This window comes from Rhodovulum sp. MB263 (genome assembly GCF_002073975.1).
Taxonomy (GTDB): domain Bacteria; phylum Pseudomonadota; class Alphaproteobacteria; order Rhodobacterales; family Rhodobacteraceae; genus Rhodovulum.
On the sequence record NZ_CP020384.1, the window covers coordinates 689,774 to 716,124 of the forward strand.

Here is a 26,351-nt window from a genome sequence, read left to right on the forward strand (position 1 = left end):
GCTTTCGGGCTTATTGCGGGATCTCGACCGTCAGGCCCTCGACGAAGAAATTCATGCCGAGCAGGGTGTCGTCATCGGCGACTTCGCCTTCGGCCAGCCAGGGCGAGCCGTCCTGCTTGTTCAGCGGCCCGGTGAAGGGATGATACTCGCCGCTGGCGAGCGAGGCCTTCAGCGCCAGCGCCTCGGCCTTGACCTCCTCGGGCACCGCGCTCGAGATCTCGCCGATCTTGACCATTCCGGGGCCGATCCCGTCCCAGGTGTCGTCGCTTTCCCAGGTGCCGTCCAGCACGGCCTGGATGCGCTCGATGTAATAGGGGGCCCAGTTGTCGATGATCGAGGAGACCCGCGGCGAAGGCGCATATTCGGCCATGTCAGAGGCCTGACCGAAGGTGATGACATTGCCGGCCTTCTCGGCGGCAGCCTGCGGCGCGGTCGAGTCGGTATGCTGCAGGATCACATCGGCGCCCTGTTCGATAAGGGCGGTTGCGGCATCGGCCTCCTTGGCCGGATCGAACCAGGTATAGGCCCAGATCACCTTGAACTGGACATCGGGATTGACCTTCTTCGCATGGAGATAGGCCGCGTTGATGCCGCGCACGACCTCGGGGATCGGATAGGAGGCGATATAGCCCACGATGTTCGATTTGGTCATGCGGCCGGCGATCAGCCCCTGCACGGCGCGGCCTTCGTAGAACCGGGCCGAATAGGTGCCGACATTTTCGGCGCGCTTGTAGCCGGTCGCGTGTTCGAACTTCACGTCCGGGAATTTCCGGGCGACGTTGATGGTCGGATCCATGTAGCCGAAAGAGGTGGTGAAGATCAGCTTGGCCCCCGACAGCGCCATCTGGGTCAGCACGCGCTCGGCATCGGCGCCTTCGGGGACGCTTTCCTGATAGACGGTCTCGATCCTGTCGCCGAATTCCTTCTCGACCGCCAGCCGGCCCTGGTTATGCTCGTAGGTCCAGCCGCCGTCGCCAATCGGGCCGACGAAGACGAAGCCGATCTTGGTCTTGTCCTGGGCCTGTGCCGCTCCGGCCAGCCCGAGGGCAAGCGCGGCACCGGCCAGAATCGCTTTGAGTTTCATGAATGGATACTCCCGATGATGGTGTTGCGGGCCGCGGTCGGCCCCTGCTGATTGGGCGGCCTCAGGTCGAGGCGTGGAAGACCCGGCCGAGCGATGCCGGAGCGTTCAGGGCCGCGCGGCCGCGATCGGCCGACATGATGACCAGAACCAGAATCGTTACCAGATAGGGCGAAGCGGACAAGAGCTCGACGGGCACGGCCACGCCCGCCGCCTGCAGGTTCAGCTGCAGCACGGCGACGCCGCCGAAGAGATAGGCCCCGAGCAGCACCCGGGTCGGCCTCCAGGAGGCGAAGACCACGATCGCCAGCGCGATCCAGCCTGCGCCCGCGGTCATGCCTTCGGTCCATTGCGGCACCCGCACGAGGCTGAGATAGGCGCCGCCGAGCCCGGCGCAGGCGCCGCCGAAGGCGATGGCGGCCAGCCGGATGCGCACGACCTTGTAGCCGAGCGCATGGGCCGCGTCATGGTTCTCGCCGACCGCGCGCAGGATCAGCCCGGCCCGGGTGAAGCGCAGAAAGGCCCAGACGGCGGCCACTAGGGCAAGGCTGAGATAGACCACGAGATCATGCGAGAAGAGGATGCGGCCCAGGACCGGAATATCGGAGAGCGTGCCGAGATCGAGCCGCGCGGTCGCGGGCGGCTTGAGGCCGACATAGCGTTGCCCGATCAGCGCCGAGAGGCCGAGCCCGAACAGCGTCAGCGCCAGCCCGGTCGCGACCTGGTTCGACATCAGCACCTGGGTCAGAAGCCCGAAGACCAGCGACAGCAGCGCCGCCCCCAGCATCGCGGCGAGAAAGCCGATGGCGGGGCTTCCGGTCTCGACCGCGGCGGCAAAGCCGCAGATCGCCCCGGTGATCATCATGCCCTCTACGCCGAGATTGAGCACGCCCGCCTTCTCGACCACCAGCTCGCCGAGGGCGGCCAGCAGGATCGGCGTCGCCGCGACCATCAGCGAGGCGATCAGCACGACCGGATTGATTGCCGAAAGATCCATCACGCAACTCCCCGCCGGCCGAACCGGATGCGGTAATTGGACAAGACATCGACCCCGAGCAGGAAGAAAAGCAGCATGCCCTGAAAGGCCTGGATCGCCGCGGCCGGAACGCCAAGCATGAATTGTGCAAGTTCGCCGCCGATATAGGTAAGCGCCATCAGAAGCCCGGCCAGCAGGATCCCGACCGGATGCAGCCGGCCGAGGAAGGCGACGATGATGGCGGTGAAGCCATAGCCCTGGTTGAAGTCGATGCTGACCTGCCCGGCGGGCCCCGAGACCTCGAACAGCCCGGCAAGCCCCGCCAGCGCGCCCGAGGCGCCGAGGCAGATCACCACCAGCCGGTTCGGGTTGACCCCGGCAAAGCGGGCCGCACGCGGAGACTGGCCGGTCAGCCGGATCTGGAAGCCCAGCATGTGCCGGTTCAGGAGCACATAGGCCGCGATCACCGCGATGAAGGCCGCGACCACGCCCCAATGCATGCCGGTGCCCGCGATCAGCTCGGTATTCGCGGCGGCGGGGTATTGCTGCAGGTTGCGGCTGCCGGGAAAGCCGCCGCCCTCGGGATTGCGCATCAGGCCCAGCGCCATCGCCGCCAGGATCTGCTCGGCGACATAGACCAGGAGCAGCGAGACCAGGATCTCGTTGGTTCGGAACCGGGTCTTGAGTAGCGCCGGGATCATCGCCCAGGCCCAGCCGCCCAGCCCTCCGGCCAGTACCATCAGCGGAAAGACGATAAAGGACTCAAGCGGATAAAGCGCCAATGCCACGCCTGCGCCGCAAAGCGCGCCGATGATGTATTGCCCCTCGGCGCCGATATTCCAGATACCCGCGCGAAAGCCGAGGCTGAGCCCGATCGCGATCAGGATCAGCGGTCCGGCCTTGACCAGAAGCTGCGGCCGCGAATAGCTGGCGAATTGCGCATTGAAGAGCGGATCCCAGAAGATGGTGCGGATTGCCGCGACCGGGTCCTTGCCCAGCATGGCAAACAGGATGCCACCCGCGACCATGGTCAGCGCCACCGCCAGAACCGGGGTCGCGACCGTCCAGGCGCGCGACGGCGAGGGTCGTTTCTCCAGCCTGATCAAGGGGCTGTCTCCTCACTCGGCCACATGGGCCACCTCCATGCCATGGGCACCGCCCATCATCAGGCCGATCTCTTCGAGGCTCAGGCCCCGCGCCGGGCGCGGCGCCGACATCCGGCCCTCGTTCAGCGCGGTGAAGCGGTCGGAGATTTCCATCAGCTCGTCGAGATCCTGACTGATCACGACCACCGCGGTTCCCGAGGCGGCCAGATCCAGCAGCGACTGCCGGATCGCGGCGGCGGCCGAGGCGTCGACGCCCCAGGTCGGCTGGTTCACGACCAGAACCTCGGGGCGCTGCAGCACCTCGCGGCCGATGACGAATTTCTGAAGATTGCCGCCCGACAGCGAGCGCGCGGCGTTTTGCGGCCCGGGGGTGCGCACGTCGAAGGTCTCGATCACCCGCTCGGCGAAGGCGCGGGCGGCGGGCCATTTCAGGAAGCCGTGGCTGGCCAGCCCCTGCCGGATCGCGGCGGTCAGCATCGCATTCTCGGTCAGGCTCATGTCGGGCGCCGCGGCATGCCCCAGACGTTCCTCGGGCGCGGCCAGAACCGCGATCCGGCGTCTCAGGCTCGGCCCCAGCGCGCCGATCGGCTGGCCATGCAGCAGGACGGTTTCAGGCCCGACTGGCGCCTCGCCCGACAGCGCGTCGAGCAATTCGTCCTGGCCATTGCCCGCGACCCCGCCGATGCCCATGATCTCGCCCGCCCGGACGGTGAAGGAGATATCGCGCAGGCTGGTCCCGAACGGGCTCGGCGAGGGCAGGCTGAGCGCCTTCACCTCGAGCACCGCCGCTCCCGGCGCCCCGCCCGCGCGGGCCGGGACGGCAAGCTTGGCGCCCACCATCATCTCGGCCAGTTCGGCGGCGCTTTTCTCGCGCGGGTCGCAGCTTTCGACCACCCGCCCCAGCCGCAGGATCGTCGCCCGGTCGCAGAGCGAGCGGATCTCTTCCAGCTTGTGCGAAATGTATAGAATCGAGGTGCCCTCGGCGGCCAGCTTCCTCAGCGTCGCGAACAGGATCTCGACCTCCTGCGGCGTCAGCACGCTGGTCGGCTCGTCCATGATCAGCAGCCGCGGATCCTGCAGCAGACAGCGGATGATCTCGACCCGCTGCCGTTCGCCGGCCGAAAGATCGCCCACCAGCCGGTCGGGCTTGAGCGGCAGGCCGTAGGTTTCGCTGACCTCGCGGATCTGGCCGGCCAGCCGACGCATCGGCGGCGGCGTCTCCATCCCCAGCGCGATATTCTCGGCCACGCTCAGCGCGTCGAACAGCGAGAAATGCTGGAACACCATGGCCACCCCGGCCCGGCGGGCGGCGCTGGGCTCGGAGGGCGCATAGGGCGCGCCGCGCAGGGTCATCCGGCCGGAATCGGGCTGCACCAGCCCGTAGATCATCTTGACCAGGGTGGATTTTCCGGCACCGTTCTCGCCGAGAAGCGCATGCACCTCGCCCGCGCCGATCGAAAAGCCCACATGGTCATTGGCGACCACGCCGGGATAGGCCTTGCTCAGGCCCTCGACTGTCAATAGCGCTGTCACCCGGCGATGTCCCTCGCTGCGATCCCTTCGACGCCCTCGCTTAGTAACGCGGCCGCGACGCCAATCGCAATGGCTTGAGGATGTTTCCCCAAAGACTTCTGCCCAATCGGGCAGCAGATGCGCGCGATTTCGGCAGGGGTGTGGCCAAGCTGCTCCAGCCGGCTCCGGAACCGCGCCCATTTGCTGTCCGACCCGATCAGGCCCGCCGAAGCGAAGCCATGGCAGAGCAGCGCGTGGCAGAGCGCGAGATCGAGGGCATGCGAATGGGTCAGTACCAGATGGTGCGCGCCGGTGGGCGCCTCTGGCACCAGGGTGGCGGGATCGGGGGCGACCCGTGGCAGCACGCCCTCGGGCAACTCGGCCGGAAAGCGCGCGGCGGCGGTGTCGATCCAGGTGATCCCGATGCCGGGCAGCGGAGCGAGCACGGCCGCCAGCGCCCGGCCGACATGGCCCGCCCCCCAGATCCAGAGTGGACGGGTCGGCGGGGCGACGGGTTCGAGAAGCCAGCCCTCGCGCAGCAGGACCGGCGGGGGGCCGAGGCCGCTCCGCGCCTCGCTCAGCGCCCGACGGATCGCGAGGGGCATCTCGGCATGCCCCTCGACCCGCCGCGCATGGGCATCCCCGGGCAGGGCGGCAAGCTCGCGAGGCGTGAAGATTTCCGTCACCAGCAGGACCGCGCCGCCGCAGCATTGTCCGAGACCCGGGCCGAGCGCGATCCGCGCAACCCGCGTGCCGCCGCCTGCCAGCAGCTGCCGGGCCTCGGCCGTGGCTTCGTATTCCAGCGTGCCGCCCCCGATGGTCCCCTGCTGGCCTTCCGCCCAGACCAGCATCGATGCGCCGGCCTCGCGGGGGGTCGAGCCGCGGGTCTCAGCCACGGCTACCCGCGCGACGCGGCCCCGGGCGCGGACCGCCCGCGCAAGGGCGTCCCGGTCGAGGCTCATGCCCGCACCCGCTCGATGGCGGCCAGCAGGCGCTCGGGCGTCGCGGGCGCGTCGAGCGCCGGATAACCTGGGCCGCAGGCTGCGACCGCATCCGACAGCGCCATCAGGACCGAAATGCCCAGCATGAAGGGCGGCTCTCCAACCGCCTTCGAGCGGTGGATCGTTTCCTCCCGGTTTGGGCCGTCCCACAGCGCCACATTGAAGATCTCGGGGCGGTCGCCCACCGCCGGGATCTTGTAGGTCGAGGGTGCATGGGTCGAAAGCCGCCCCTTCGCGTCCCAGACCAGTTCCTCCATCGTCAACCATCCGGCGCCCTGCACGAAACCGCCCTCGATCTGGCCGAAGTCGAGCGCGGGGTTCAGACTGGCGCCGGCATCATGCAGGATATCGGTCCTCAGGATCCGGTTCTCGCCGGTCAGGGTGTCGAGCACCACCTCGCTCAGTGCGGCGCCATAGGCGAAATAGAGAAATGGCCGTCCGCGTCCCGCGATCCGGTCCCAGCTCAGCTTCGGCGTGCGGTAGAAGCCGGTGGCACTCAGGCTGATCCGGGCCTGATAGGCGCGCTGCGCGGCCTCGGCAAAGCTCATCTCGGCGCCGCCCGCGAACACCCTTCCATCCGCGAAGCGAACCTGCGCCGGGTCGGTCTGGTGCTCGGCGGCCAGATGCGCGGCGATCCGGTCACGGATCTCGTCGCAGGCGGCCTTGACGGCCATCCCGTTCAGATCGCTGCCCGAGGAGGCGGCAGTGGCCGAGGTGTTGGGCACCTTGCCGGTATCGGTCGCGGTGATCTTCACCGCCGCCACCGGCAGCCCGAAGGCATGGGCCGCAACCTGCGCCACCTTCTGATACAGCCCCTGGCCCATCTCGGTGCCGCCATGGTTCAGCTGCACCGACCCGTCCTGATAGACATGCACCAATGCGCCGGCTTGGTTCAGATGGGTCAGCGTGAAGGAAATCCCGAATTTCACGGGTGTGAGCGCAATTCCCTTCTTGAGCACCGCATGCCGCGCGTTCCACTCGGCCACCGCCGCCCGCCGAGCGGCATAGTCGGCGCGTTCGGCCAGTGCCGCGGTCATCTCGTCCAGGATGAAATCCTCGACCTCCATCCCATAGGGCGTGGTCGTCTTCTTCCTGGCGGACAGCCCCCCCGCCGCGTCCGGGGCACTGTCGTAATAGTTGATCCGGCGCACCTGCAGCGGATCGCGGCCAAGCGCATGGGCGACATGGTCCATCACCCGCTCGATGCCCACCATCCCCTGCGGTCCGCCAAAGCCGCGAAAGGCGGTCGCGGACTGGGTATGGGTCTTCAACCGGTGGCTTTCGATCCGCAGCGCAGGCAGGAAATAGGCATTATCCGCATGCAGCATCGCACGGTCGGCCACCGCAAGGCTAAGGTCCTGGGCCCAGCCGCAACGCGTGTAATGCCGGAAGTCGACCCCCGCGATCCGGCCCTCGGTATCGACCCCGGCGCGATAGGCGATGCGGAAATCGTGGCGCTTGCCGGTGATGACCATGTCGTCGTCGCGGTCATAGCGCATCCGGCAGGGCCGCCCGGTCGCGCGCGCGGCCAGCGCGCAGGCGATGGCCAGCGCATTGCCCTGGCTCTCCTTGCCGCCGAAAGCCCCGCCCATGCGCCGCACCTCGACCCGGACCGCATGCATAGGCAGCCCCAGCGCGTCCGCGACCTTGTGCTGGATCTCGGAGGGGTGCTGGCTCGAGGCATGGACGACCATGTCGCCGCCTTCCTGCGGTAGGGCGAGCGCAGCCTGGCCTTCCAGATAGAAATGCTCCTGCCCGCCGATCTCGATCACGCCCTCGATCCGGTGGGCAGCCCCCGCGATGGCCGCGGCCGCATCGCCCCGTTCCCAGATCCGCGGCCCGTCCTCGAACCGGCTGTTCGCGGCCAGCGCCTGCTCGATGGTCAGGATCGCGGGCCATTCCTCATGGCGGATCTCGGCCAGCCGCGCGGCCTTGCGGGCGGCAAGGTGGCTTTCGGCGATCACCAGGAAAAGCGGCTGGCCGCAATAGCTGACCTCTCCGGGGGCCAGCAACGGCTCGTCATGGGCCGAGGGCGAGCAGTCGGGCATCGGGGCGAGATCGTCGGGGCCGAGCACCGCCACCACGCCGGGGGCGGTGCGGACCGGGGCCAGATCCATCGCGAGGATCCGGCCATGGGCGATCTGCGACAGCCCGAAGGCCAGGTGCAGCGTGCCCGCGGGGGCCGGTATATCGTCGAGATAGCGCGCCGTACCGGTCACATGCAGGCGCGCCGCGTCATGGGGCAGGGGGCTCTTCACGCTCACGGGGCGACCTCGTCGATATCGGCGGGCTCGTTCCGGCTTTCGTGCCGGAGCCTGAGCAGCATGTTCCGGGCGGCCTGCAGCCGGTATCCGGCCGAGGCGCGCATGTCGGACATCGGCTGGAAATCGGCGGCGAAGGCGGGCAGGGCGGCGTCGATCGTCGCCTGCGAGAAGAGCTGCCCGGTCAGTGCTGCCTCGACCGCGCGGGCGCGTTTCGGAATGCCCGCCATGCCGCCGAAGGCGATGCGTGCGGTCTCGATGCGACCTTCGCGGAGGACGAGGTTGAAGCAGCCCAGCACGGCCGAGATGTCCTGATCGCGGCGCTTCGAGAGCTTGTAGCAGCGCAGGCTGTCGGGCTGGCGCGGGATCGTCACCGCCTCGATGAATTCTCCGGGCGCGCGGTCCTGCTGGCGGTAGTCGAGGAAGAAGGCCTCGAGCGGCAGGGTGCGGCGGGTCTCGCCCTTGCGCAGGTGAAGGGTGGCACCCAGCGCGATCAGCGCGGGCGGGCTGTCGCCGATGGGCGATCCGTTGGCGATATTGCCGCCGAGCGTCGCGGCGGCCCGGACCTGGGCCGAGCCGAAGCGGGTCAGCATCCTTGCGAAATGCGGGTGATATGCGCGCATCGCCTCGCGCAGCCGGGCGATGGTGATGCCTGCGCCGAGGCGGATGTCGGTTTCGGTGATCTCGATCCGGGTGAGATCCTCGCAGTCCGACAGGAAGGCCACCTTGCCGAGATCCTGCAGGCCCTTGGTGACCCGGAGGCCGATATCGGTGGCGCCCGCGATCAGCGTGGCATCGGGATGGGCGTCGTACCAGGCGGCAAGCGCGTCGGCCGTGGCCGGGCGGAAGGCGGAGGGGCGGAAGATGGGGGGGCTGTCCGCCCCCCGCCGGTCCTGCGGACCGGCCCCCCCCGAGGGTATTTCGGCCAAGAAGAAATTGGCATCTTCGTCGATCCAGTCGGGAACCGGGGCGCCCTGGGCGGCCTCGGCCGCGCGCAGGATCGGCGCATAGCCCGTGCAGCGGCAGAGATTGCCGGCGAGCGCGGCATCGAGATCGGTTTCGCCGGTCTTCTGGGCGGTGGCCATCGAGATCGCGAAACCGGGCGTGCAGAAGCCGCACTGGCTGGCGTGATGGTCGATCAGGGCCTGTTGCACGGGGTGCAGCCGGCCATCGGGTGCGGCAAGCCCCTCGACGGTGCGGATCGCCTTGCCGTGGATCTGCGGCAGGAAGAGGATGCAGGCATTGAGCGCGCGGCTGCCCCCGGCATCGGTCACCATCACCGTGCAGGCGCCGCAATCGCCTTCGCGGCAGGCCTCCTTGGTGCCGGTGAGGCCGCGGGCCTCGCGCAGCCAGTCGAGCAGCGTCGCGGTGGGCGCAACCCCCGTCAAAGCCACTCTTTCTCCGTTCAGAAGAAAGGCGATGTCCATGCCGTGATTCCGCCGCCTTACCGGGTTCTTGCGGGTGTCCCCGGGCCGGGCCCCCTCGATGCGGCGTAGAAGGGGCGGCCCTGTGCGGGAGCGTCGGTCAGGAGAGCGGGCGGGGCGGCTCTTGGCAAGGAAAAACCGGGCGGGGATGGGCGGCGATGTCGGGATCTGCCCGGAAAAGGTGCAACCGATGCGGGTCCTCGGGGCGTCGCGACTTGGCAGCGGGCGGCTCGCGGCCCTATGCTGGCGGATGTCGGGGCAAGGAAGGACCGGGGGAGGCCATGTATCCGCACGCGCTGCATCACGTTCAGCTGGCGATGCCCGAGGGCCGCGAGGACGAGGCGCGGGCCTTTTACGCTGCGCTGCTCGGGCTTGAGGAGGAGGAAAAGCCCGAGGCGCTGGCGGCGCGCGGCGGGGTCTGGTTCCGGCGCGGCGAGTTGCGGCTGCATCTGGGGGTGGAAACGCCCTTTGTTGCCGCGCGCAAGGCGCATCCGGCGCTGGAGGTGCGCGGTCTCGGCGCGCTGGCCGACCGGCTGGAGCGCGCCGGGCTGGCGCCACGCTGGGACGGGGCTTTGCCGGGCATGCGGCGGTTCTATATCGACGATCCCTTCGGCAACCGGATCGAGTTTCTGGAGCCGGTCTGAGGCTTTCGCCCGGCGCGGCGGAGCGCTAGGGTCGGCCCATGTCCGCGCCCCGATTCATCCATCTCCGAGTTCATACCGAATATTCGCTGCTCGAGGGCGCGGTTCGGGTCAAGAAACTGCCCGGTCTCTGCGCGGCGGCGGGCATGCCTGCCGTTGCCGTCACCGATACCAACAACATGTTCTGTGCGCTGGAATTCTCGGTGATGGCGACCGGCGCGGGGATCCAGCCGATCATCGGCTGCCAGGTCGATCTCAGCTATGATCCGGCGGCGCCTGGCGAAGCCCCGCGCGCGCCCGCGCCGGTCGTGCTCCTGGCCCAGAACGAGACCGGCTACGGCAATCTGATGAAGCTGAACTCGTGTCTCTATCTCGATACGGGCGGGCAGTTGCCGCAGGTGACGCTCGACGAGCTTGCGGACCATGCGGACGGGGTGATCTGCCTCAGTGGCGGCCCGGACGGTCCGGTGGGGCGGCTGTTGCGGGCCGGGCAGCGCCCGAAGGCCGAGGCACTGTTGACCCGGCTGGCGGCGGCCTTTCCGACCCGGCTTTATGTCGAGCTTCAGCGCCATCCGGGCGAGGGCGGGCAGCCGACCGAGGCCGAGCGCGAGACCGAGCGCGGCCATGTCGAGATGGCCTATGCCATGGACCTGCCGTTGGTCGCGACCAATGACGTCTATTTCCCCAAATCCGACATGTACGAGGCCCATGACGCGCTTCTGTGCATCGCCGACGGGGCTTATGTGGACCAGGCCCAGCCGCGCCGCCGGCTGACGCCGCAGCATTATTTCAAGACTCCCGAAGAGATGGCGGCGCTGTTCGCCGATCTTCCCGAGGCGTTGGAAAATACCGTCGAGATCGCGCGGCGCTGCGCGGTCAAGTCGGAAAAGCGCAAGCCGATCCTGCCGCGCTTCGCCGATGACGAGGTCGAGGAGCTGCGCCGCCAGGCCTGGGAGGGGCTCGAGGCCCGGCTGGCCGTCATCCCGCATGCCGCGCCGGTCGAGGATTACGAGAAACGGCTGCAGTTCGAGCTGGACATCATCGAGGGAATGGGGTTCCCGGGCTACTTCCTGATCGTGTCCGACTTCATCAAATGGGCCAAGGAACATGGCATTCCGGTGGGGCCGGGGCGGGGCTCGGGCGCGGGCTCGCTGGTGGCCTATGCGCTGACCATCACCGATCTCGATCCCTTGCGCTATTCGCTGCTGTTCGAACGCTTCCTGAATCCCGAACGGGTCTCGATGCCCGACTTCGACATCGACTTCTGCATGGATCGCCGCGAGGAGGTGATCCATTACGTGCAGCAGAAATACGGCCGCGAGAAGGTGGCCCAGATCATCACCTTCGGCGCGCTCCTGTCCAAGGCCGCGGTGCGCGACGTGGGCCGGGTGCTGCAGATGCCCTATGGCCAGGTCGACAAGCTGTCGAAGCTGATCCCGGTCGAAGGGGTCAAGCCGGTCTCGATTGCCCAGGCCCTGACCGACGAGCCCCGCCTGCGCGAGGCCGCGAAGAACGAGGAAGTCGTCGACAGGCTGCTGACCTATGGCCAGCAGGTCGAGGGGCTCTTGCGCAACGCCTCGACCCACGCCGCGGGCGTGGTGATCGGCGACCGGCCGCTCGATGAGCTGGTGGCGCTGTACCAGGACCCGCGCTCGGACATGCCCGCGACCCAGTTCAACATGAAATGGGTCGAGCAGGCCGGTCTGGTGAAGTTCGACTTCCTCGGGCTGAAGACGCTGACGGTGATCCGCAATGCGGTCGACCTGATCCATCGCGGCGGACGGTCGCTGCATCAGGCGGCCGACGGCACGGTGCTGTACCAGCCGCCGCCCGGGGCCGAGGAGGATATCGGGCATATCCCGCTGGATGACGAGAAGACCTACCAGCTTTACTCCTCGGCGCGCACGGTCGCGGTGTTCCAGGTGGAAAGCTCGGGGATGATGGATGCGCTGAGGCGCATGAAGCCCACCTGCATCGAGGACATCGTCGCTCTGGTGGCGCTTTACCGTCCCGGTCCGATGGAGAACATCCCCACCTATTGCGAGGTCAAGCAGGGGCTGAGACCGCTCGAATCGGTGCACCCGACCATCGACCACATCCTGGCCGAGACCCAGGGCATCATCGTCTATCAGGAACAGGTGATGCAGATCGCCCAGGTGATGGCGGGCTACAGTCTGGGCGGCGCCGACCTGCTGCGCCGCGCCATGGGCAAGAAGATCAAGGAGGCGATGGACGCGGAGCGTCCGAAATTCGTGGACGGCGCCAAGAAGAACGGCGTCGATGCGAAAAAGGCGACCGAGGTCTTCGACCTTCTCGAGAAATTCGCGAATTACGGCTTCAACAAGTCCCACGCCGCTGCCTATGCGGTGGTCAGCTACCAGACCGCCTGGCTGAAGGCGAACCATCCGGTCGAGTTCATGGCTGGCATCATGAACTGCGATATCCACCTGACCGACAAGCTGGCGGTCTATGCCGAGGAGGTTCGGCGCGGGCTCGATCTGGAAATCGTGCCGCCTTGCGTGAACCGTTCGCTCGCGACCTTCGACGTTCAGGACGGAGCACTGGTCTACGCGCTGGGCGCGCTCAAGAACGTCGGGATCGAGGCGATGAAGATGATCGTCGCGGCGCGCGAGGACCGGCCCTTCGCCTCGCTCTTCGATTTCGCCCGGCGCGTCGACATGAAGCATGTCGGCAAGCGGCCGCTGGAAATGCTGGCCCGCGCCGGGGCCTTCGATACGCTCGATGGCAACCGCCGCCGGGTCTTCGAAAGCCTCGACGCGCTGGTGGGCTATTCGGCCGCGATCCACGATCAGCGCGCCTCGGCGCAGGTCTCGCTGTTCGGCGAGGCGGGCGAGGATCTGCCCGAGCCGCGTCTGGCGCAGACCCCGGACTGGCTACCGAACGAACGCCTGGCAGAGGAACAGAAGGCCATCGGCTTCTACCTGTCGGGGCATCCGCTCGACGATTACATGCCCGCGCTCAGGCGCAAGAAGGTGATGACCAAGGCCGAGGTCGAGGAAAAGACCAAGGCGGGACCGGCCCTCGTCCAGATGGCGGGCGCCGTTGCCGCGCGGCAGGAGAGGAAGTCCGCAAAGGGCAATCGTTTCGCCTTCGTGCAGATGTCGGACCCGACGGGGCTGTTCGAGGTGACGCTGTTCTCGGACGTGCTCGAGGTTGCGCGCGATCAGCTGGAGCCGGGCATGAATGTGGTGATCCAGGTCGAGGCCAATCTGGAGAACGAGCAACTGAAGCTTCTGGGCCGGTCGGTGAAGCCGATCGATAAAGTCGTGGCCGAAGCCGGGGTGACCGGGCTCAAGGTGGTGCTCGAGACCGAGGCTGCGGTCGAGGCGGTCGCGGCGCTGCTCGACCGGGCACGGGGCGAAAGCGGGGCGCGCGGCGGTCGCGGCCCGATCGAATTCAGCCTGCTTGCCCCCGACCTGCCCGGCGAGGTCCGGATGACGCTGAACGACCGCTACCCGGTCAATCCTCAGATCAAGGGCGCGCTGCGCAGCCTGCCCGGTGTCGCCATGGTCGAAGAGGTCTGAGCCGGGCCGCCATTCTCCCCGAATAGGCGCCGCTCGTAGCCGGGGATGGTGGTCCCGTGATTGTCTCCGCGGCTGGTGGCGGGGTCGGCCGTTCTCGCGGTGGGGCCTGCGGGCCGCTGCGCCCGCAAGGCGATACGCGCGGCCGACGAAAGCCGAGGATGGCACGCCCTTTCCCGTCCGGTCGGGTGCAGTCTTGCCAAGGTCGGCAAAGTTGCCGACGCCTTCCTATCCTTGGCAGGCTCCTGGAAAATGATCCGCACCGCGCCCTCTCGCCGGGCCGGCCGATGTCAGCCCCGACAGTCCGTCATCAGCCTTGCGATAAGCAGCAAAAAAGCCGGATCTTTGCGCAACAAGGCAAAGCCGGAGTTTTTCAGCGGCCTGTTAGGTGTTCAGTCCCGGCATCTGGTGGATCCGAGCGACATTGAATCTGTCTGGCTCTGAGGTCCGGACTTTGCAGATGTATTCGTAGGGCGTGAGACCGCTGAGCGTCTTGAGGCGGCTTGCGAAGTTGTCGGTGAGGAGGGAACAGGCGGCCGTCCGGTGGACTGTCGACCCCGACGCAAGATGAAGTCGGCGAGGGGGTGTCGTAGTGGAGGCGTTTGACGTTCAGCGGGGAGAGAGCTCGACCATTCTCCAAACGCTTCGGGCAGGTCGCGCCACGGCACGCCGGTGCGGGAGATCCGGAAAATTCCATCCGGAACAAGGCGATGGCTGGTCTGTTTGCGCCCGTTTGGCGCGCGGACAGTCAGGATGAAACGCTCAAAGAACGCCCATTCCTCGCCCGACATAAGGGCGCGTGCCAAGCTGGTCTCCATCGCCGATACCAGCTTCGATCATACTTGCCGCGCGGGGCGAACCCCTTTTGTCAAAACAGCCTCGGGCAGGAGCAAAGCCCTCCGGCAGCGCTGTGTCCAGCTGTCCCGAACGTCGTGCTCCGGTGCCTTCTTCCTGGCGCAAATACCCATTTCACGAGGCCCGCCCCCGTCCCGGCGGCCCGGATCGGTGCCCGGCCTCGCACCTTTATGGCCGGTCGCGTTCGGCGCCCCGGGCCAGTGTCGTGGCCACCAGATGGCGGAACCGGTCGATCTCCTTTCCCTGCTGTTCTATGGCACGGCTCAGCCCGGCAAGTTCGCCCGTCAGCCGGTCGATCCGGTTGTCCAATAGGGTCAGTTCCCGTTCCATGCGTCCTCCGGACCTTGCGCGACCTTGCCCCCCGGCCCCCCTTCCGCTAGACCCCGCGCGACGCGTAGGCAGTGGCGAGAGACCGATGGCCAAGGACAAGAAACCCCGCCGCCCCAGGGCCGAGACGCCCAAGGGGTTCCGCGACTATTTCGGAATCGATGTCACCGAACGAAAGGCGATGCTCGACCGTATCGCCGAGGTCTACCACCGCTATGGTTACGATCCTCTTGAGACCTCCGCGGTCGAGACCGTCGAGGCGCTTGGCAAGTTCCTGCCCGATGTCGACCGCCCGAATGAAGGCGTCTTCGCCTGGCAGGAGGAGGACAGCGACTGGGTCGCGCTCCGCTATGACTTGACCGCGCCGCTGGCACGCGTCGCGGCGCAGTTCCGCAACGATCTGCCCAGCCCCTACCGGCGCTATGCCATGGGGCCGGTCTGGCGCAATGAAAAGCCGGGGCCGGGGCGGTTTCGTCAGTTCTATCAATGCGACGCCGACACCGTGGGCGCCGCGAGCGTCGCCGCCGATGCCGAGATCTGCGCCATGCTCTCGGATGCGCTGGAAACCGTCGGCATCCCGCGCGGCGACTATGTCGTCCGGGTGAATAACCGCAAGGTCCTGAACGGGGTGATGGAGGTCGCGGGCGTGCTCGACCCGGCCGATCCCTCGAAATTCGAGGCCGAACGCGGCATCGTGCTGCGCGCCATCGACAAGCTCGACCGGCTGGGCGAGGCGGGCGTGCGGGCGCTTTTGGGCGAGGGCCGCAAGGACGATTCGGGCGATTTCACCGACGGCGCGAAGCTGTCGGAGGCGCAGGCCGAGGTGGTGATGGGTTTCATGGCCGCCCGCCGCGAGAGCGGCGCCGGGACCTGCGCGCGGCTGCGCGAGCTGGTGGCGGGCTCGGCCATGGGTACCGCGGGCGTCGACGAGCTGGAAACCATCGCGACCCTGCTCGACGCGCAGGGCTATGGCCCCGACCGCATCATCCTCGATCCGTCCGTCGTGCGGGGCTTGGGCTATTATACCGGCCCTGTCTTCGAGGCCGAACTGACCTTCGAGATCCTCGACGAGAAGGGGCGGCCGCGGCAATTCGGCTCGGTCGCGGGCGGCGGGCGCTATGACGATCTGGTCAAGCGCTTCACCGGGCAGGACGTGCCTGCGACCGGCGTCTCGATCGGCGTCGACCGGCTGCTGGCGGCGCTGCGCGCCAAGGGCCGCGCCGGGGCCGGCATGGACGGGCCGGTGATCGTGACCGTGATGGATCGCGACCGGATGGCCGAGTATCAGACCATGGTGGGCGAGCTGCGCAATGCGGGCATCCGCGCCGAGGTCTATCTGGGCAATCCGAAGAATTTCGGCAACCAGCTCAAATATGCCGACAAGCGCCAATCGCCGGTCGCCATCATCCAGGGCAGCGACGAGGCGGCGCGCGGCGTCGTCCAGATCAAGGATCTGGTGCTGGGCGCGAAGATCGCCGAAAGCGCCAGCCTCGAGGAATGGAAGTCCCAGCCAGCCCAGTTCGAGGCGGCGCGCGCCGATCTTGTGGCCGAGGTCCGGCGGCTGCTCGCGCAGGGCGAGGGCTGAGCGGTGCGGGACAAGGGCCGCATCCTCGCACAGGCCGAACGGCTGCATGTCTTCTTCCGGGGGGCCGGGGCCGAGCCCGTGCAGACCGCGATCCTGCAACCGGCCGAGACCCTTCTCGACCTTTACGGCGAGGATATCCGGGCGCGGGCCTATGTGACCTCGGATGCGCTGCGGGGCGAACAGATGCTGCGCCCCGACTTCACCGTGCCGGTGGTGCAGATGCATATGGACAGTGCTGCCGACCCGGCCCGCTATACCTATTGCGGCGAGGTGTTCCGGCGGCAGGAGCGCGACCCGTCCCGGCCCAACGAATACATCCAGGTGGGCTATGAGCTCTTCGGCGGCGAGAGCCCGGCCGATGCCGATGCCGAGGTCTTTGCGCTGTTTTCCGAGGCGCTATCGCCGCTCGACCTGCGGGCCGCGACCGGCGATATCGGGCTGATCCTTGCTGCCGTCGATGGGCTTTCGACCACCGACAAGCGCAAGGCGGCGCTGCGGCGCCATGTCTGGCGTCCGCGTCGCTTCCGCGCGCTGCTGGAACGTTTCGCCGGGCGGATGCCGCTTCCGGAAAGCCGCAAGCGGCTGCTGTCCGAGATCGAGACCCATGGGATCGAGGCGGTGCTGGATGCCGCCGCGCCGGAAATCGGACTGCGCTCGCGCGCCGATGTGGCCCAGAGGCTGCATGCGCTGGTGCAGGATGCGGCCGAGCCGCCGGTTTCGACCGGCGAGACGGAACTCCTGGAGGATCTGTTGTCGATCCGCGAGACCTCGGTCAATGCGCTGGCGCATCTGCGCGACATCGCGGTGGATCTCAAGACCATCGGCCCGGCGGTCGACCGGATGCAGGCGCGGCTGGATGCGCTGGCGGGGCAGGGGATCGATGTCGATCTCCTGGATTTCGAGGCAAGCTACGGCCGCACCACGATGGAATATTATGACGGCTTCGTCTTCGGTTTCTATGCCGAGGGCCAGCCGGGCTTGCCGCCGGTGGCCACGGGGGGGCGCTATGACGCGCTGACCCGCATTCTGGGGCGCGGCCGCGAGGTGCCCGCGGTCGGCGGCGTGGTCCGGCCGGAACTGGTGCTGTCTCTGACGGAGGCGATGGCATGACGCTGAAGCTCGGGGTGCCGTCCAAGGGGCGGCTGATGGAAAAGACCTTCGACTGGTTCGCCGAACGCGGCATCTCGATCGCCCGCACCGGGTCCGAACGCGAATATTCCGGAGCGGTCGAGGGGGTGGACGGGATCGAGCTGGTGCTGCTCTCGGCGGGCGAGATCCCGCGCGAACTGGCCTCGGGACGGATCCATCTGGGCGTGACCGGCTCGGACCTGGTGCAGGAGCGGATCGCCGACTGGGAAAACCGGGTGCTGGAACTCGAGCCGATGGGATTCGGCTTTGCCGATCTGATCATCGCGGTGCCGCGCTGCTGGGCCGATGTCGATACGCTGGACGATCTCGACGCGGCGGCGGCGGCCTTCCGGGCCGCTCATGGCCACCGGCTGCGGATCGCGACCAAGTATCACCGCCTGGTGCGGGTGTTCCTGCGCGATGCGGGTGTGGCCGATTATCAGCTGGTCGACAGCCAGGGCGCGACCGAGGGCACGGTCAAGAACCTGACCGCCGAAGCCATCGCCGATATCACCTCGACCGGCGAGACGCTGCGGGCCAATCACCTGAAGATCCTGTCCGACGGGCTGATCCATCGCAGTCAGGCGACGCTGTTCAAGTCGCGCCTCGCCGCGTTCAGCGATATCGACCGCACCAACTTGCATGCCATGCTGGACCGCCTGGGGCTCGCGGCCTGACGGCCGGCTCGCGGCGGCCATGCTTAGGCTCGGCTGCCGCTGCGGGGCGCGCGTGCGCAGGGAGCCCGTGCATCGGGCTGGGCAACGACCGGCCTGTCCCCCTGGTGTTCGCTGTCGCGCCCCTCGCAGGCGGCCATTGCCCTGAAGTGCAGGTTTCGGTCCCTGGACGGCGTTTCGCCAGTGCAAACTTGCCGCAGCGGCAGGCAAGTCCGGTCTACCTGACCCCGATCTCGGCCAGTGCGGCCATCAATTGCGGCGGCAGCTCGTCTTCCTCGGCGCGGGCGGCGGGCAGATCGCGGGGCGCATCGCCCGCTTCGAGATACCGCCAGCCCTGGAACGGACGCCGCGGCACCGCCTCGGTTCGGATCACTTCGGGGTCGAGCACGATGGCGCAGCGCGTGATGCCGTCCTCGCCGGTGACCTCGTCAAGCCGCAGCACGCGCTGCCGGGCCAGGATCATGCCCTTGAACACCCAGTAGAGCGCGCCGCCATCCAGCAGCTCGGCCGCGCGTTTGGGCCACATCCGGGTGACATGGCGGGGCAGCCCGTCGGGCAGGCTGGCACGGCGCGCGGCCTGCCAGTCGATCAGGTCCTCGACCCGCTCTGCGCCGACGCAGAGCTTTACCAGATTGACATGGCCCCTCGCCATCGTGCATCCACCAGATTCTGTTGATGAGACCCCAAACTAAGCTATCTGTTGCGGAGTTCAAGGAACAGCGTCGGTACTCTCGACCCCACCGACCTCCTTTGCCGAGTAATCTTCCGCGCGCATCCGAGGATCCCCAAATGAGCCGTTTCGCCGCCCCCATCGCCGAGCAGATCTGGGACATGAAATACCGTCTGAAAGGCTCGGACGGGACGCCCGTCGACATGACGGTCGAGGACAGCTGGCGCCGCATCGCCAGGGCGCTGGCCGAGGCCGAGCCCGAGGCGGAGCGGGATGCCCGCGAGGCGGAATTCTTTGCCGCGCTCGAGGATTTCAGGTTCCTGCCCGCGGGCCGGATCACCGCGGGCGCGGGCACGGGCCGGGCTGTGACGCTGTTCAACTGCTTCGTGATGGGCACGATCCCCGACAGCATGGCCGGCATCTTCGACATGCTGAAGGAAGCCGCGCTGACGATGCAGCAGGGCGGGGGCATCGGCTATGATTTCTCGACGATCCGGCCCAAGGGCGCGGATGTGAAGGGCGTGGCGGCGGATGCCTCGGGGCCGCTCTCCTTCATGGATGTCTGGGACGCGATGTGCCGCACGATCATGTCGGCAGGCTCGCGCCGCGGCGCGATGATGGCGACGATGCGCTGCGACCACCCCGATATCGAGCAGTTCATCACCGCCAAGCAGGACCCGGCACGGCTGCGGAACTTCAACCTTTCGGTGCTGGTGACCGATGCCTTCATGGAGGCGGTGAAGGCTGACGGCACCTGGGATCTGCAATTCGGCGGCAAGGTCTATCACACGCTCGAGGCGCGCGATCTGTGGAACCGGATCATGCAGGCGACCTATGACTATGCCGAGCCGGGCGTGATCTTCATCGACCGCATCAACCAGATGAACAACCTCGCCTATTGCGAGACCATCGCCGCCACCAATCCCTGCGGCGAGCAGCCCCTGCCGCCCTATGGCGCCTGCCTGCTGGGCTCGATCAACCTCGCGCGCCTTGTCGCCAACCCCTTCGAGGAGGGGGCAGCGCTCGAGGAGGCCGAGCTCGAGGCGCTGGTCGCGACCGCGGTCCGGATGATGGATAACGTGGTCGACATCTCGCGCTTTGCGCTCGACGCGCAGCGTCACGAGGCCAAGGCCAAGCGCCGGATCGGTCTTGGCGTCACCGGGCTTGCCGATGCGCTGCTGATGGTGGGCCTGCGGTACGGCTCGGAAGAGGCGGCGCGTCAGACCTCGCGCTGGTTGCACCGGATCGCCCGCGCCGCCTATCTGGCCTCGGTGCAACTGGCCAAGGAGAAGGGCGCGTTTCCGCTTTTCGATGCCGAGCAATATCTCGGAAGCGGTGCGCTGGCGCATATGGATGCCGATGTGCGTGCGGCCATTGCCGAGCATGGGATCCGGAACGCTCTGCTTACCTCAATCGCGCCCACGGGGACGATCAGCCTTTACGCGGGCAATGTCTCGTCGGGGATCGAGCCGGTCTTTGCCTACAGCTACAAGCGCAAGGTGCTGCAGCGCGACGGCAGCCGGACCGAGGAGGAAGTGGTCGACTACGCCGTCCAGCTCTGGCGCGACAAGTTCGGCGATGCCGAGCTGCCCGAGTATTTCGTGAATGCCCAGACCCTGCCGCCCTCCGAGCATGTGCGGATGCAGGCGGCGGCCCAGACTTGGGTCGATTCCTCGATTTCCAAGACCATCAACTGCCCCGAGGACATCGCCTTCGATGCCTTCAAGGACGTCTACATGCAGGCCTATGAAACCGGCTGCAAGGGCTGCACGACCTACCGGCCGAATGACGTGACCGGCTCGGTGCTGAGCGTGTCGGAGAGCTCGGAGAAGACGCCCGAGGCCGAGACCGGCGCCGATGTCGTCTATCTGTCCGATCCGCTCGACCGGCCGCACGAGCTGGAGGGCAACACCTACAAGCTGAAATGGCCCGACAGCGAGCATGCGATCTACATCACCATCAATGACATCGTCATCGCCGGTCGCCGCCGCCCCTTCGAGGTCTTCATCAATTCGAAGAACATGGAGCATTTCGCCTGGACGGTAGCGCTGACGCGGATGATCTCGGCGGTGTTCCGGCGGGGCGGCGATGTGAGCTTCGTGGTCGAGGAACTGAAGGCCGTCTTCGATCCGCGCGGCGGGGCCTGGATGCAGGGCAAGTATATTCCCTCGATCCTTGCGGCCATCGGCGGCGTGATCGAGCGCCATCTGGTGACCATCGGCTTCATCGAGGCCGAGGGCAAGGGCCTGAAGATCGATCCGAAATACGAGGAGATGGCGGTTGGCGACACCCCCCGCGGCCCGTCCTGCCCGAGCTGCGGTGCCTATGAGATACGGATGGTGGAAGGTTGCAGAACATGCATGAGCTGTGGCTATTCGAAATGCCAGTAATCATGCTCTAGGCTCAAGTCAGAGAAAGCAGATGAATGCGCAAACGGAAGCATAAGTCTGCGCAAGGGGTGTCAAGGGCGAAACGTATCGCCTGGTGTCCCCGGGCTGCTCTCTGAAGGACGGTGATAGAGGCGCTGGGGCGGACGCTCCGGCGTCTTTTACTTATGGAGGGGATGTGCGGTTCGTGGCATGAAGCGGCGGATCCGGCTTAGGGCCGTTGTGCCCTCCCTGTATGAGCCTGAGCATGGCGCATTGGGGCGGCTTGCGATGGTGAGACCCTGGACACGAGTTCGCTTAGAAGCGGTGGGAACTCCGATGAAGACCATTAAGTCGACGCAAGCTGTCGCTGCGATCCTAGCCCGATATCAGCGTCGGAAAAATTGTCAGGTGCCCGTCACAGCAACAGACGTCTACGCCTATACCCTTGCTCGCGCCTGTGGAGACGACGTTGACCTCGACCCGTTCGAACGGGGCCTCATCCACCTCAAGCGCCAGAAGGTGATTTCCGGCCGAAGACTGGTCACCCTTCTTGCTCGCCATCAGCGGGAGATCAGACCGGAGTGACGCCTCCCGAGGGCTTCCCAGGGTACTGGGCTTAAAACCAGATACCAATACACGAAGCGTCATCATTCTTGGGAGCGAATGGTTTGCTTCAAGGGGCCATAGTCATTGCTCACGTCCGGCGCTGCATGATGACCTGCCCTGGCGCGAAGGGCGGATTCCGGACCTTCTCTGCATGTGCCCACGCACCCTAGACTGAGAACCAAAACGGACATTCCGCCAAGCTCGCTTCGCCGAACTCGACATACCTACAAGGGGGCGGGAATTCATTGCAACCGCGAGTCTCTCACCTTTCTGGGGAAGGGCCGACACCTATCCTTTCGGGAAGCTCTTTCACATTTCGGGCCAAAAAAATCAGTTCGAACCGGGTTTTCGCCAATAACTGGATCGATAGATCGTGATATTCTCGTCGCAGAAATCCCAATCACGTTTCTCCCAGATGTCCGAACTTCCATCAAGCCGTTGCTTTTGGAGTTTATTAGTTCTGTCGTAAACTGATTTCGTGGCGAATGTTGTATATTCACCCTCGCGCAGATCGCTCAGTTTGGCAGCCAGATTTGGGGCCCTGCCAATTGAAATCAATTCGTTACTCCCGTAGATACCGCCCCGGACCACGAACACAGTTCCAGTATCAACGCCTGTTGCATGCCGGATTTTGAAACCAGCGTTCTTGACTGTGTCATACTTTGATTCAAATTTAGGTCTGATAAGTTGGGTTACTGAATATGCAATAGAGAACGAGCACTTTATTGCCGAGCTATTCTTGGCGTCGCCCATAAAGGCCCCCATCACCCTGTCGCCATCGAAACTCATGATGGTTCCACCAAAGTGACTTATCAATCTTGATGAGGACGCAAGAAAAGATTTGAGAATTTTTGCCGTAACCCTCCGGTCGAGTTCCTTTGCCATGCGCGACGAATTCGCCATATCGGCATATAGATATGTTGCATCTATTTCAACTGCACCGTTCGATAGAGTAACATCTCCAGGGGAGGGGACTTTAGAGCCGCTCCTCTTATTCCAATCCGCGTCTCTAATTCTCATAACATCAGAAGAAATGTCGTCGTTGATACTCATGCCTTACCTTACCTAAGAAGCGCCGCGGTCTAATCACTTGGCATCTCTATCGCTTAGTGGTGTCGATCCAAAATAGATACGCGGCCAATGCGCCAAGAACTATTGGGGCCAACAGAGCCGTTGCCTGCTGCGGGTCCCCACTTGAAGAGATTTGATACTGAAATTCGGCCCCCATAAAGCTTCCTCGAACCTGCCACTGCAACGCCTCGTCGACCAGGATCGCACCTACACACAAGGTCCCCAAGCGAAAGAACCGATAGACGGGATCCGCCAGCAGAGTAAGCAGGAAAATCGTCAGACCCACAACGAGTGGCAAAAGCACGCGAACAAAAACAGGATTTCCGTCCACCCTTAGGGTATACCAGATCGCTGCGGCTGAAAGCACGCCAGCAGTCAGAGAAATGACCGTCCAATTCCATCCTGAAGTTCTACGCGAAATTCCGGTCGCCAAAATTGCTTGCCTTCCACGTCCAGAAAAGTCCTCATGCACGCGACGAAGAAATTCTCTATTTTCTCCTACGACCTTTCGAAACGTCTCACCCTCGACTTTAAGAGCGACAAGCTGTCTTGAAGCTGCCCGAACCGTCGCACTTCTCTTCTGGGCTGGGTTAAGGGCCGACATTTCTCCAACAGTGATCGGAGCTGTTCTTTGGATGTCATCGCGACGTTTTCCATTTACGAAGACATCCGCCGCACCTGAAAGTAAGAAGTAGACGCTATCATCCTCGACGTCGCCTTGACTGACGATATCTTCGCCTCTCTTAAATGACACGAGTTCCCCTGCTTCCAAAAAGGAATTGGCAATGACCTCGTCACCTCCGACCATGGGATTGCGTATTAGGACAGCTCGTATTCTGCCCCACCCTAGCTCCCCCTCAAACCGCGTGATGGAAGGAACATCGCCACCATTTCTTAGAACCAGCTTTATCCAATTTATCCACTTCAATGCGTGACCTCTTTTTCGCTGCTTCTCGGAGCTCGCTCAGTCAATCTGATTTCTGTATCGAATTCAACGCTCTACCGTGCGAGCGTAGCCTGAATAGGTCCAAATTGCGCTGTTGCTATCTCTTGCTTGCGCAACGTCAGTCCACGCTGAACACGCTTTACCTCAGCACGCCCAGGGATGGCCGAGCATGGATCTGCATCCTGTGCCTCCTCGACGCTGGCCTCAAGCACTTTCCCCCTTCGAGGGCGTTCTCGCAGTCATTGCTGCAGTTCATCCTGCCAGCTGGCTTGACGCCCCTCTCTCTGTCGGGATTTCCAATCACCAAGTCCAAAGCGAGGTGGCCTCTAGGCGAGGTTTACATACTGCGATTGTAGTGAATGGCGGCTTCGGGGAAGCTGCGCTGCGGCGCTTTCGGCCTAAGTGAAAGTCCGGAAAGGGCCGCCTGGCCATGTAGACCCACCCACTCTTGGCTTGGAGAACGCTGAGCCGCCCAGGACCTGCTCCGAACTCATACATTTTGAAGCTTCTATGTGACAAATGGCAGCGCACCCCTCTACTGCGAACGTCGAAGCCTTTCATTGGGCGTATTTAGCTTCGACCTTTTCGTCTACAGCTCTAAGCATGTTCCTCAAACTTGCAGTCAGAGAAAGGAGCCAAGTGTTAGAAATTTCTAGTTCTCCGCCGGTCTCTCGATCTTTACCATTTCGATGGACGCAATCGTGACGTTGCTTGATTGCAGTTTCTATTTTTTTCAACTCCACTTCCCTAGGAAGTATGTCGACGCCGAGTCCGACCTGGAAGAGCTTGGCTACCTTAGCTATGTCATGAAAAGAAACTGCACGCAGATAGCTGACCAGCTTCTCCTTCGCAAACTCTGGTTTTCCGGCGGCATCCGAAAGCCTAAATTGCGCCTCTCCAATTCCTATTGACTTTGATTTCAGCAGCCGCTCTTGCACTTCCACGCTCGCAGCCGCCGCCGGTATGAGTGTGTCAGAAAAGAAGATCTCCATTGCCGTGATGCTTTGAGCAAGCAGCATTCTTCTCAAAATCTTGGACTGTTGTTCATCCACCCTTAGCTGGCAAAGTTCCTCAATATTGTCGAGTGTCTGGCAGAGCGTACGGAAAATTTCCCTATGGGGCCGCTCCTGCTGCTCAAGCCATTCGTAATAATCATGATCGTAGTCATCATAGTCGTTGAAGTACCCTCTCGCAGGCTCCGCCTCAACTAAGGTGTTTGGATAGTCATCTAATTCTATCTCGCAGGTGTCCCAATCGGTTGAGACCCAAGCATTGTATGGCGTAGAGCACACACTGCACAGAATCGAGACGGGGTGCTGTGCCCCCCGATAACTCGTGCATCTGATGCTAGAGTCCGTTCCAATGAGAGGACCGGATATGAAGAGATCGAAGTTCACCGAAGAGCAGATCATTTCGATCCTGCGTGAGCAGGAAGCAGGGGCTAAGACGGCAGAGGTCTGTCGCAGGCATGGGATCAGTAGCGCAACGTTCTATTCCTGGAAGGCGAAGTTTGGCGGCATGGAGCCGTCAGAAGCAAAGCGTCTGAAGGCCCTGGAAGACGAGAACGCCAAGCTGAAGCGGCTGCTTGCCGAAACGATGCTCGACAACACCGCGCTGAAGGATCTGCTGTCAAAAAAATGGTGACGCCCGCCGCCAGGCGCGAGGCCGTCGCCCATCTCAAACAGAGCTATGAGATGAGCGAGCGGCGGGCGTGTTCCGTGATCGGGGCAGATCGGTCCTCGGTGCGGTATCAGCATCGGCGACCAGATGATGCTGCCTTGCGCGATGTGCTGCGTGCCGCCGCAGAGACGCACCGAAGGTTCGGGTATCGACGCCTGCATGTCATCCTGCGCCGCGATGGCCATGTGCTGAACCGCAAGCGCACGCAGCGGCTCTACAGAGAAGAGGGCCTGGCCGTGCGGCGGCGTCGCAGCCGCAAACGCGCCATCGGCACACGGGCACCGCTGGTGACCGAGGCTGTGGCGAATGCTCGCTGGTCGGTCGATTTTGTCCAAGACCAGTTCGCCGACGGACGGCGTTTCCGCATTCTGAACGTGATCGACGATGTCACCAAGGAGAGCCTGGCTGCGGTCGTCGACACCTCGATTTCCGGCCGCCGCGTTGCCCGGGAACTGACAACGCTGATCGCGCGGCGCGGAAAGCCAGGTGTGATCGTCTCGGACAATGGCACCGAGTTCACCTCGAACGCGATCCTCGAATGGGCCGAGAAGATGCAGGTGAAGTGGCACTATATCGCGCCTGGCAAGCCCATGCAAAACGGCAACTGCGAGGCGTTCAACGGCCGGATGCGCGACGAGCTGCTGAACGAGACCCTGTTCTTCGGCATCGACCATGCGCGCGCGGCTGTCGCCCGCTGGACCCACATCTACAACACCGAGCGACCGCATTCGGCCCTCGGTTATCAGGCCCCGGCGGCCTTCGCCGCCCAACTCAACGCAATGGGCGATCAGCTTCGCGCAACTGAACTGCTGCGCAGATCGCCCATTGCTCCGTCGGCGCAACCGCGCCAAATTCAGCAAAAGACTCTGGTTTCAGCTGGATGAACATCGGGGGTC

Annotated in this window: 21 protein-coding genes and 3 pseudogenes; 10 read left to right on the forward strand and 14 right to left on the reverse strand. The window is 64.9% G+C overall.

Translation table 11 applies throughout. From position 1 onward, the window contains the following. Window positions 1-10: 10 nt before the first annotated feature. The 7 genes from B5V46_RS03355 to xdhA all read right to left on the reverse strand — a co-directional run bounded on the left by B5V46_RS03355 (window position 11) and on the right by xdhA (window position 9,364). Window positions 11-1,084 (reverse strand): BMP family ABC transporter substrate-binding protein, encoded by a 1,074-nt coding sequence (locus tag B5V46_RS03355; RefSeq protein WP_080615275.1) that lies wholly within the window; start codon window positions 1,082-1,084, stop codon window positions 11-13. 61 nt (window positions 1,085-1,145) lie between these two features. After that, window positions 1,146-2,078, reverse strand: coding sequence for an ABC transporter permease (locus B5V46_RS03360; RefSeq protein WP_080615276.1), 933 nt, complete (start codon window positions 2,076-2,078; stop codon window positions 1,146-1,148). Then, on the reverse strand, window positions 2,078-3,163 hold the full coding sequence (locus tag B5V46_RS03365) for an ABC transporter permease (RefSeq protein WP_080615277.1): 1,086 nt from the start codon (window positions 3,161-3,163) through the stop codon (window positions 2,078-2,080). Before B5V46_RS03365 ends, B5V46_RS03360 begins: the two co-directional genes overlap by 1 nt. A 12-nt stretch (window positions 3,164-3,175) precedes the next feature. Beyond that, window positions 3,176-4,696 carry an ABC transporter ATP-binding protein gene (locus B5V46_RS03370; protein WP_080615278.1) on the reverse strand — a complete coding sequence of 507 codons (1,521 nt, stop codon included), beginning with the start codon at window positions 4,694-4,696 and terminating at the stop codon, window positions 3,176-3,178. After that, window positions 4,693-5,637, reverse strand: coding sequence for a xanthine dehydrogenase accessory protein XdhC (xdhC, locus tag B5V46_RS03375; protein WP_080615279.1), 945 nt, complete (start codon window positions 5,635-5,637; stop codon window positions 4,693-4,695). Before xdhC ends, B5V46_RS03370 begins: the two co-directional genes overlap by 4 nt. Beyond that, window positions 5,634-7,940, reverse strand: coding sequence for a xanthine dehydrogenase molybdopterin binding subunit (gene xdhB / locus B5V46_RS03380; RefSeq protein ID WP_080615280.1), 2,307 nt, complete (start codon window positions 7,938-7,940; stop codon window positions 5,634-5,636). Before xdhB ends, xdhC begins: the two co-directional genes overlap by 4 nt. Further along, the gene (gene xdhA, locus B5V46_RS03385) at window positions 7,937-9,364 is read right to left on the reverse strand and encodes a xanthine dehydrogenase small subunit (RefSeq protein WP_080615281.1); all 1,428 of its coding nucleotides are present in this window, start codon (window positions 9,362-9,364) and stop codon (window positions 7,937-7,939) included. Before xdhA ends, xdhB begins: the two co-directional genes overlap by 4 nt. Window positions 9,365-9,642: 278 nt before the next feature. Here xdhA and B5V46_RS03390 point away from each other — a divergent pair, with 278 nt between their 5' ends. The 3 genes from B5V46_RS03390 (at window position 9,643) to B5V46_RS20130 (ending at window position 13,988) form a co-directional block, all read left to right on the forward strand. After that, complete coding sequence (locus B5V46_RS03390; protein WP_080615282.1) at window positions 9,643-10,005, forward strand: VOC family protein; 363 nt, start codon at window positions 9,643-9,645, stop codon at window positions 10,003-10,005. A gap of 38 nt (window positions 10,006-10,043) precedes the next feature. Then, on the forward strand, window positions 10,044-13,547 hold the full coding sequence (gene dnaE, locus B5V46_RS03395) for a DNA polymerase III subunit alpha (RefSeq protein ID WP_080615283.1): 3,504 nt from the start codon (window positions 10,044-10,046) through the stop codon (window positions 13,545-13,547). A gap of 231 nt (window positions 13,548-13,778) precedes the next feature. Beyond that, window positions 13,779-13,988 (forward strand): hypothetical protein, encoded by a 210-nt coding sequence (locus B5V46_RS20130; RefSeq protein ID WP_196774412.1) that lies wholly within the window; start codon window positions 13,779-13,781, stop codon window positions 13,986-13,988. On the opposite strand, the pseudogene B5V46_RS19505 reads toward B5V46_RS20130, so the two are convergent. From B5V46_RS19505 to B5V46_RS19510, 3 genes and pseudogenes are all read right to left on the reverse strand, one after another. Continuing rightward, window positions 13,929-14,057: pseudogene (locus B5V46_RS19505) on the reverse strand (IS481 family transposase); the annotation flags it as partial. The gene B5V46_RS20130 and the pseudogene B5V46_RS19505 sit on opposite strands and share 60 nt — an antisense overlap. A 110-nt stretch (window positions 14,058-14,167) precedes the next feature. After that, window positions 14,168-14,362 (reverse strand): annotated as a pseudogene (locus tag B5V46_RS03400) (transposase); the annotation flags it as partial. Between the two features lie 205 nt (window positions 14,363-14,567). Continuing rightward, window positions 14,568-14,729, reverse strand: coding sequence for a hypothetical protein (locus B5V46_RS19510; RefSeq protein ID WP_155773914.1), 162 nt, complete (start codon window positions 14,727-14,729; stop codon window positions 14,568-14,570). An 85-nt stretch (window positions 14,730-14,814) separates the two neighbouring features. Here B5V46_RS19510 and hisS point away from each other — a divergent pair, with 85 nt between their 5' ends. From hisS to hisG, 3 genes are read left to right on the forward strand one after another with little or no spacing between them, the layout of a single operon-like run. Beyond that, entirely contained in the window at window positions 14,815-16,311 is a 1,497-nt protein-coding gene (hisS, locus tag B5V46_RS03405; RefSeq protein ID WP_080615284.1) for a histidine--tRNA ligase, read from the forward strand. Between the two features lie 3 nt (window positions 16,312-16,314). Further along, window positions 16,315-17,421, forward strand: coding sequence for an ATP phosphoribosyltransferase regulatory subunit (locus tag B5V46_RS03410; protein WP_080615285.1), 1,107 nt, complete (start codon window positions 16,315-16,317; stop codon window positions 17,419-17,421). Then, window positions 17,418-18,116, forward strand: coding sequence for an ATP phosphoribosyltransferase (gene hisG / locus B5V46_RS03415; RefSeq protein ID WP_080615286.1), 699 nt, complete (start codon window positions 17,418-17,420; stop codon window positions 18,114-18,116). Before B5V46_RS03410 ends, hisG begins: the two co-directional genes overlap by 4 nt. A gap of 214 nt (window positions 18,117-18,330) precedes the next feature. On the opposite strand, the gene B5V46_RS03420 is transcribed toward hisG, so the two are convergent. Continuing rightward, window positions 18,331-18,765 (reverse strand): DUF1489 family protein, encoded by a 435-nt coding sequence (locus tag B5V46_RS03420; protein ID WP_080615287.1) that lies wholly within the window; start codon window positions 18,763-18,765, stop codon window positions 18,331-18,333. Window positions 18,766-18,902: 137 nt separating this feature from the next. Here B5V46_RS03420 and B5V46_RS03425 point away from each other — a divergent pair, with 137 nt between their 5' ends. After that, window positions 18,903-21,173, forward strand: coding sequence for an adenosylcobalamin-dependent ribonucleoside-diphosphate reductase (locus B5V46_RS03425; RefSeq protein ID WP_080615288.1), 2,271 nt, complete (start codon window positions 18,903-18,905; stop codon window positions 21,171-21,173). Between the two features lie 315 nt (window positions 21,174-21,488). Further along, window positions 21,489-21,737: a hypothetical protein gene (locus B5V46_RS19515; RefSeq protein WP_155773915.1), complete on the forward strand. Its 249-nt coding sequence runs from the start codon at window positions 21,489-21,491 to the stop codon at window positions 21,735-21,737. Window positions 21,738-22,088: 351 nt separating this feature from the next. On the opposite strand, the gene B5V46_RS03430 is transcribed toward B5V46_RS19515, so the two are convergent. From B5V46_RS03430 to B5V46_RS19520, 3 genes are all read right to left on the reverse strand, one after another. Beyond that, complete coding sequence (locus B5V46_RS03430) at window positions 22,089-22,811, reverse strand: adenylate/guanylate cyclase domain-containing protein (protein WP_080615289.1); 723 nt, start codon at window positions 22,809-22,811, stop codon at window positions 22,089-22,091. A gap of 46 nt (window positions 22,812-22,857) precedes the next feature. Then, a complete protein-coding gene (locus tag B5V46_RS03435) occupies window positions 22,858-23,637 on the reverse strand; it encodes a cyclic nucleotide-binding domain-containing protein (protein ID WP_080615290.1) in 780 nt (259 codons plus the stop codon). Window positions 23,638-24,332: 695 nt separating this feature from the next. Further along, the gene (locus B5V46_RS19520; RefSeq protein WP_155773916.1) at window positions 24,333-25,172 is read right to left on the reverse strand and encodes a hypothetical protein; all 840 of its coding nucleotides are present in this window, start codon (window positions 25,170-25,172) and stop codon (window positions 24,333-24,335) included. Between B5V46_RS19520 and B5V46_RS20355 the strand changes: the two are divergent. Both B5V46_RS20355 and B5V46_RS03445 read left to right on the forward strand, forming a co-directional pair. Beyond that, window positions 25,153-25,305 (forward strand): annotated as a pseudogene (locus tag B5V46_RS20355) (transposase); the annotation flags it as partial. The gene B5V46_RS19520 and the pseudogene B5V46_RS20355 overlap by 20 nt on opposite strands. Then, window positions 25,272-26,339 (forward strand): IS3 family transposase, encoded by a 1,068-nt coding sequence (locus tag B5V46_RS03445; protein ID WP_231119277.1) that lies wholly within the window; start codon window positions 25,272-25,274, stop codon window positions 26,337-26,339. The pseudogene B5V46_RS20355 and the gene B5V46_RS03445, both read left to right, overlap by 34 nt. Window positions 26,340-26,351 lie beyond the last annotated feature (12 nt).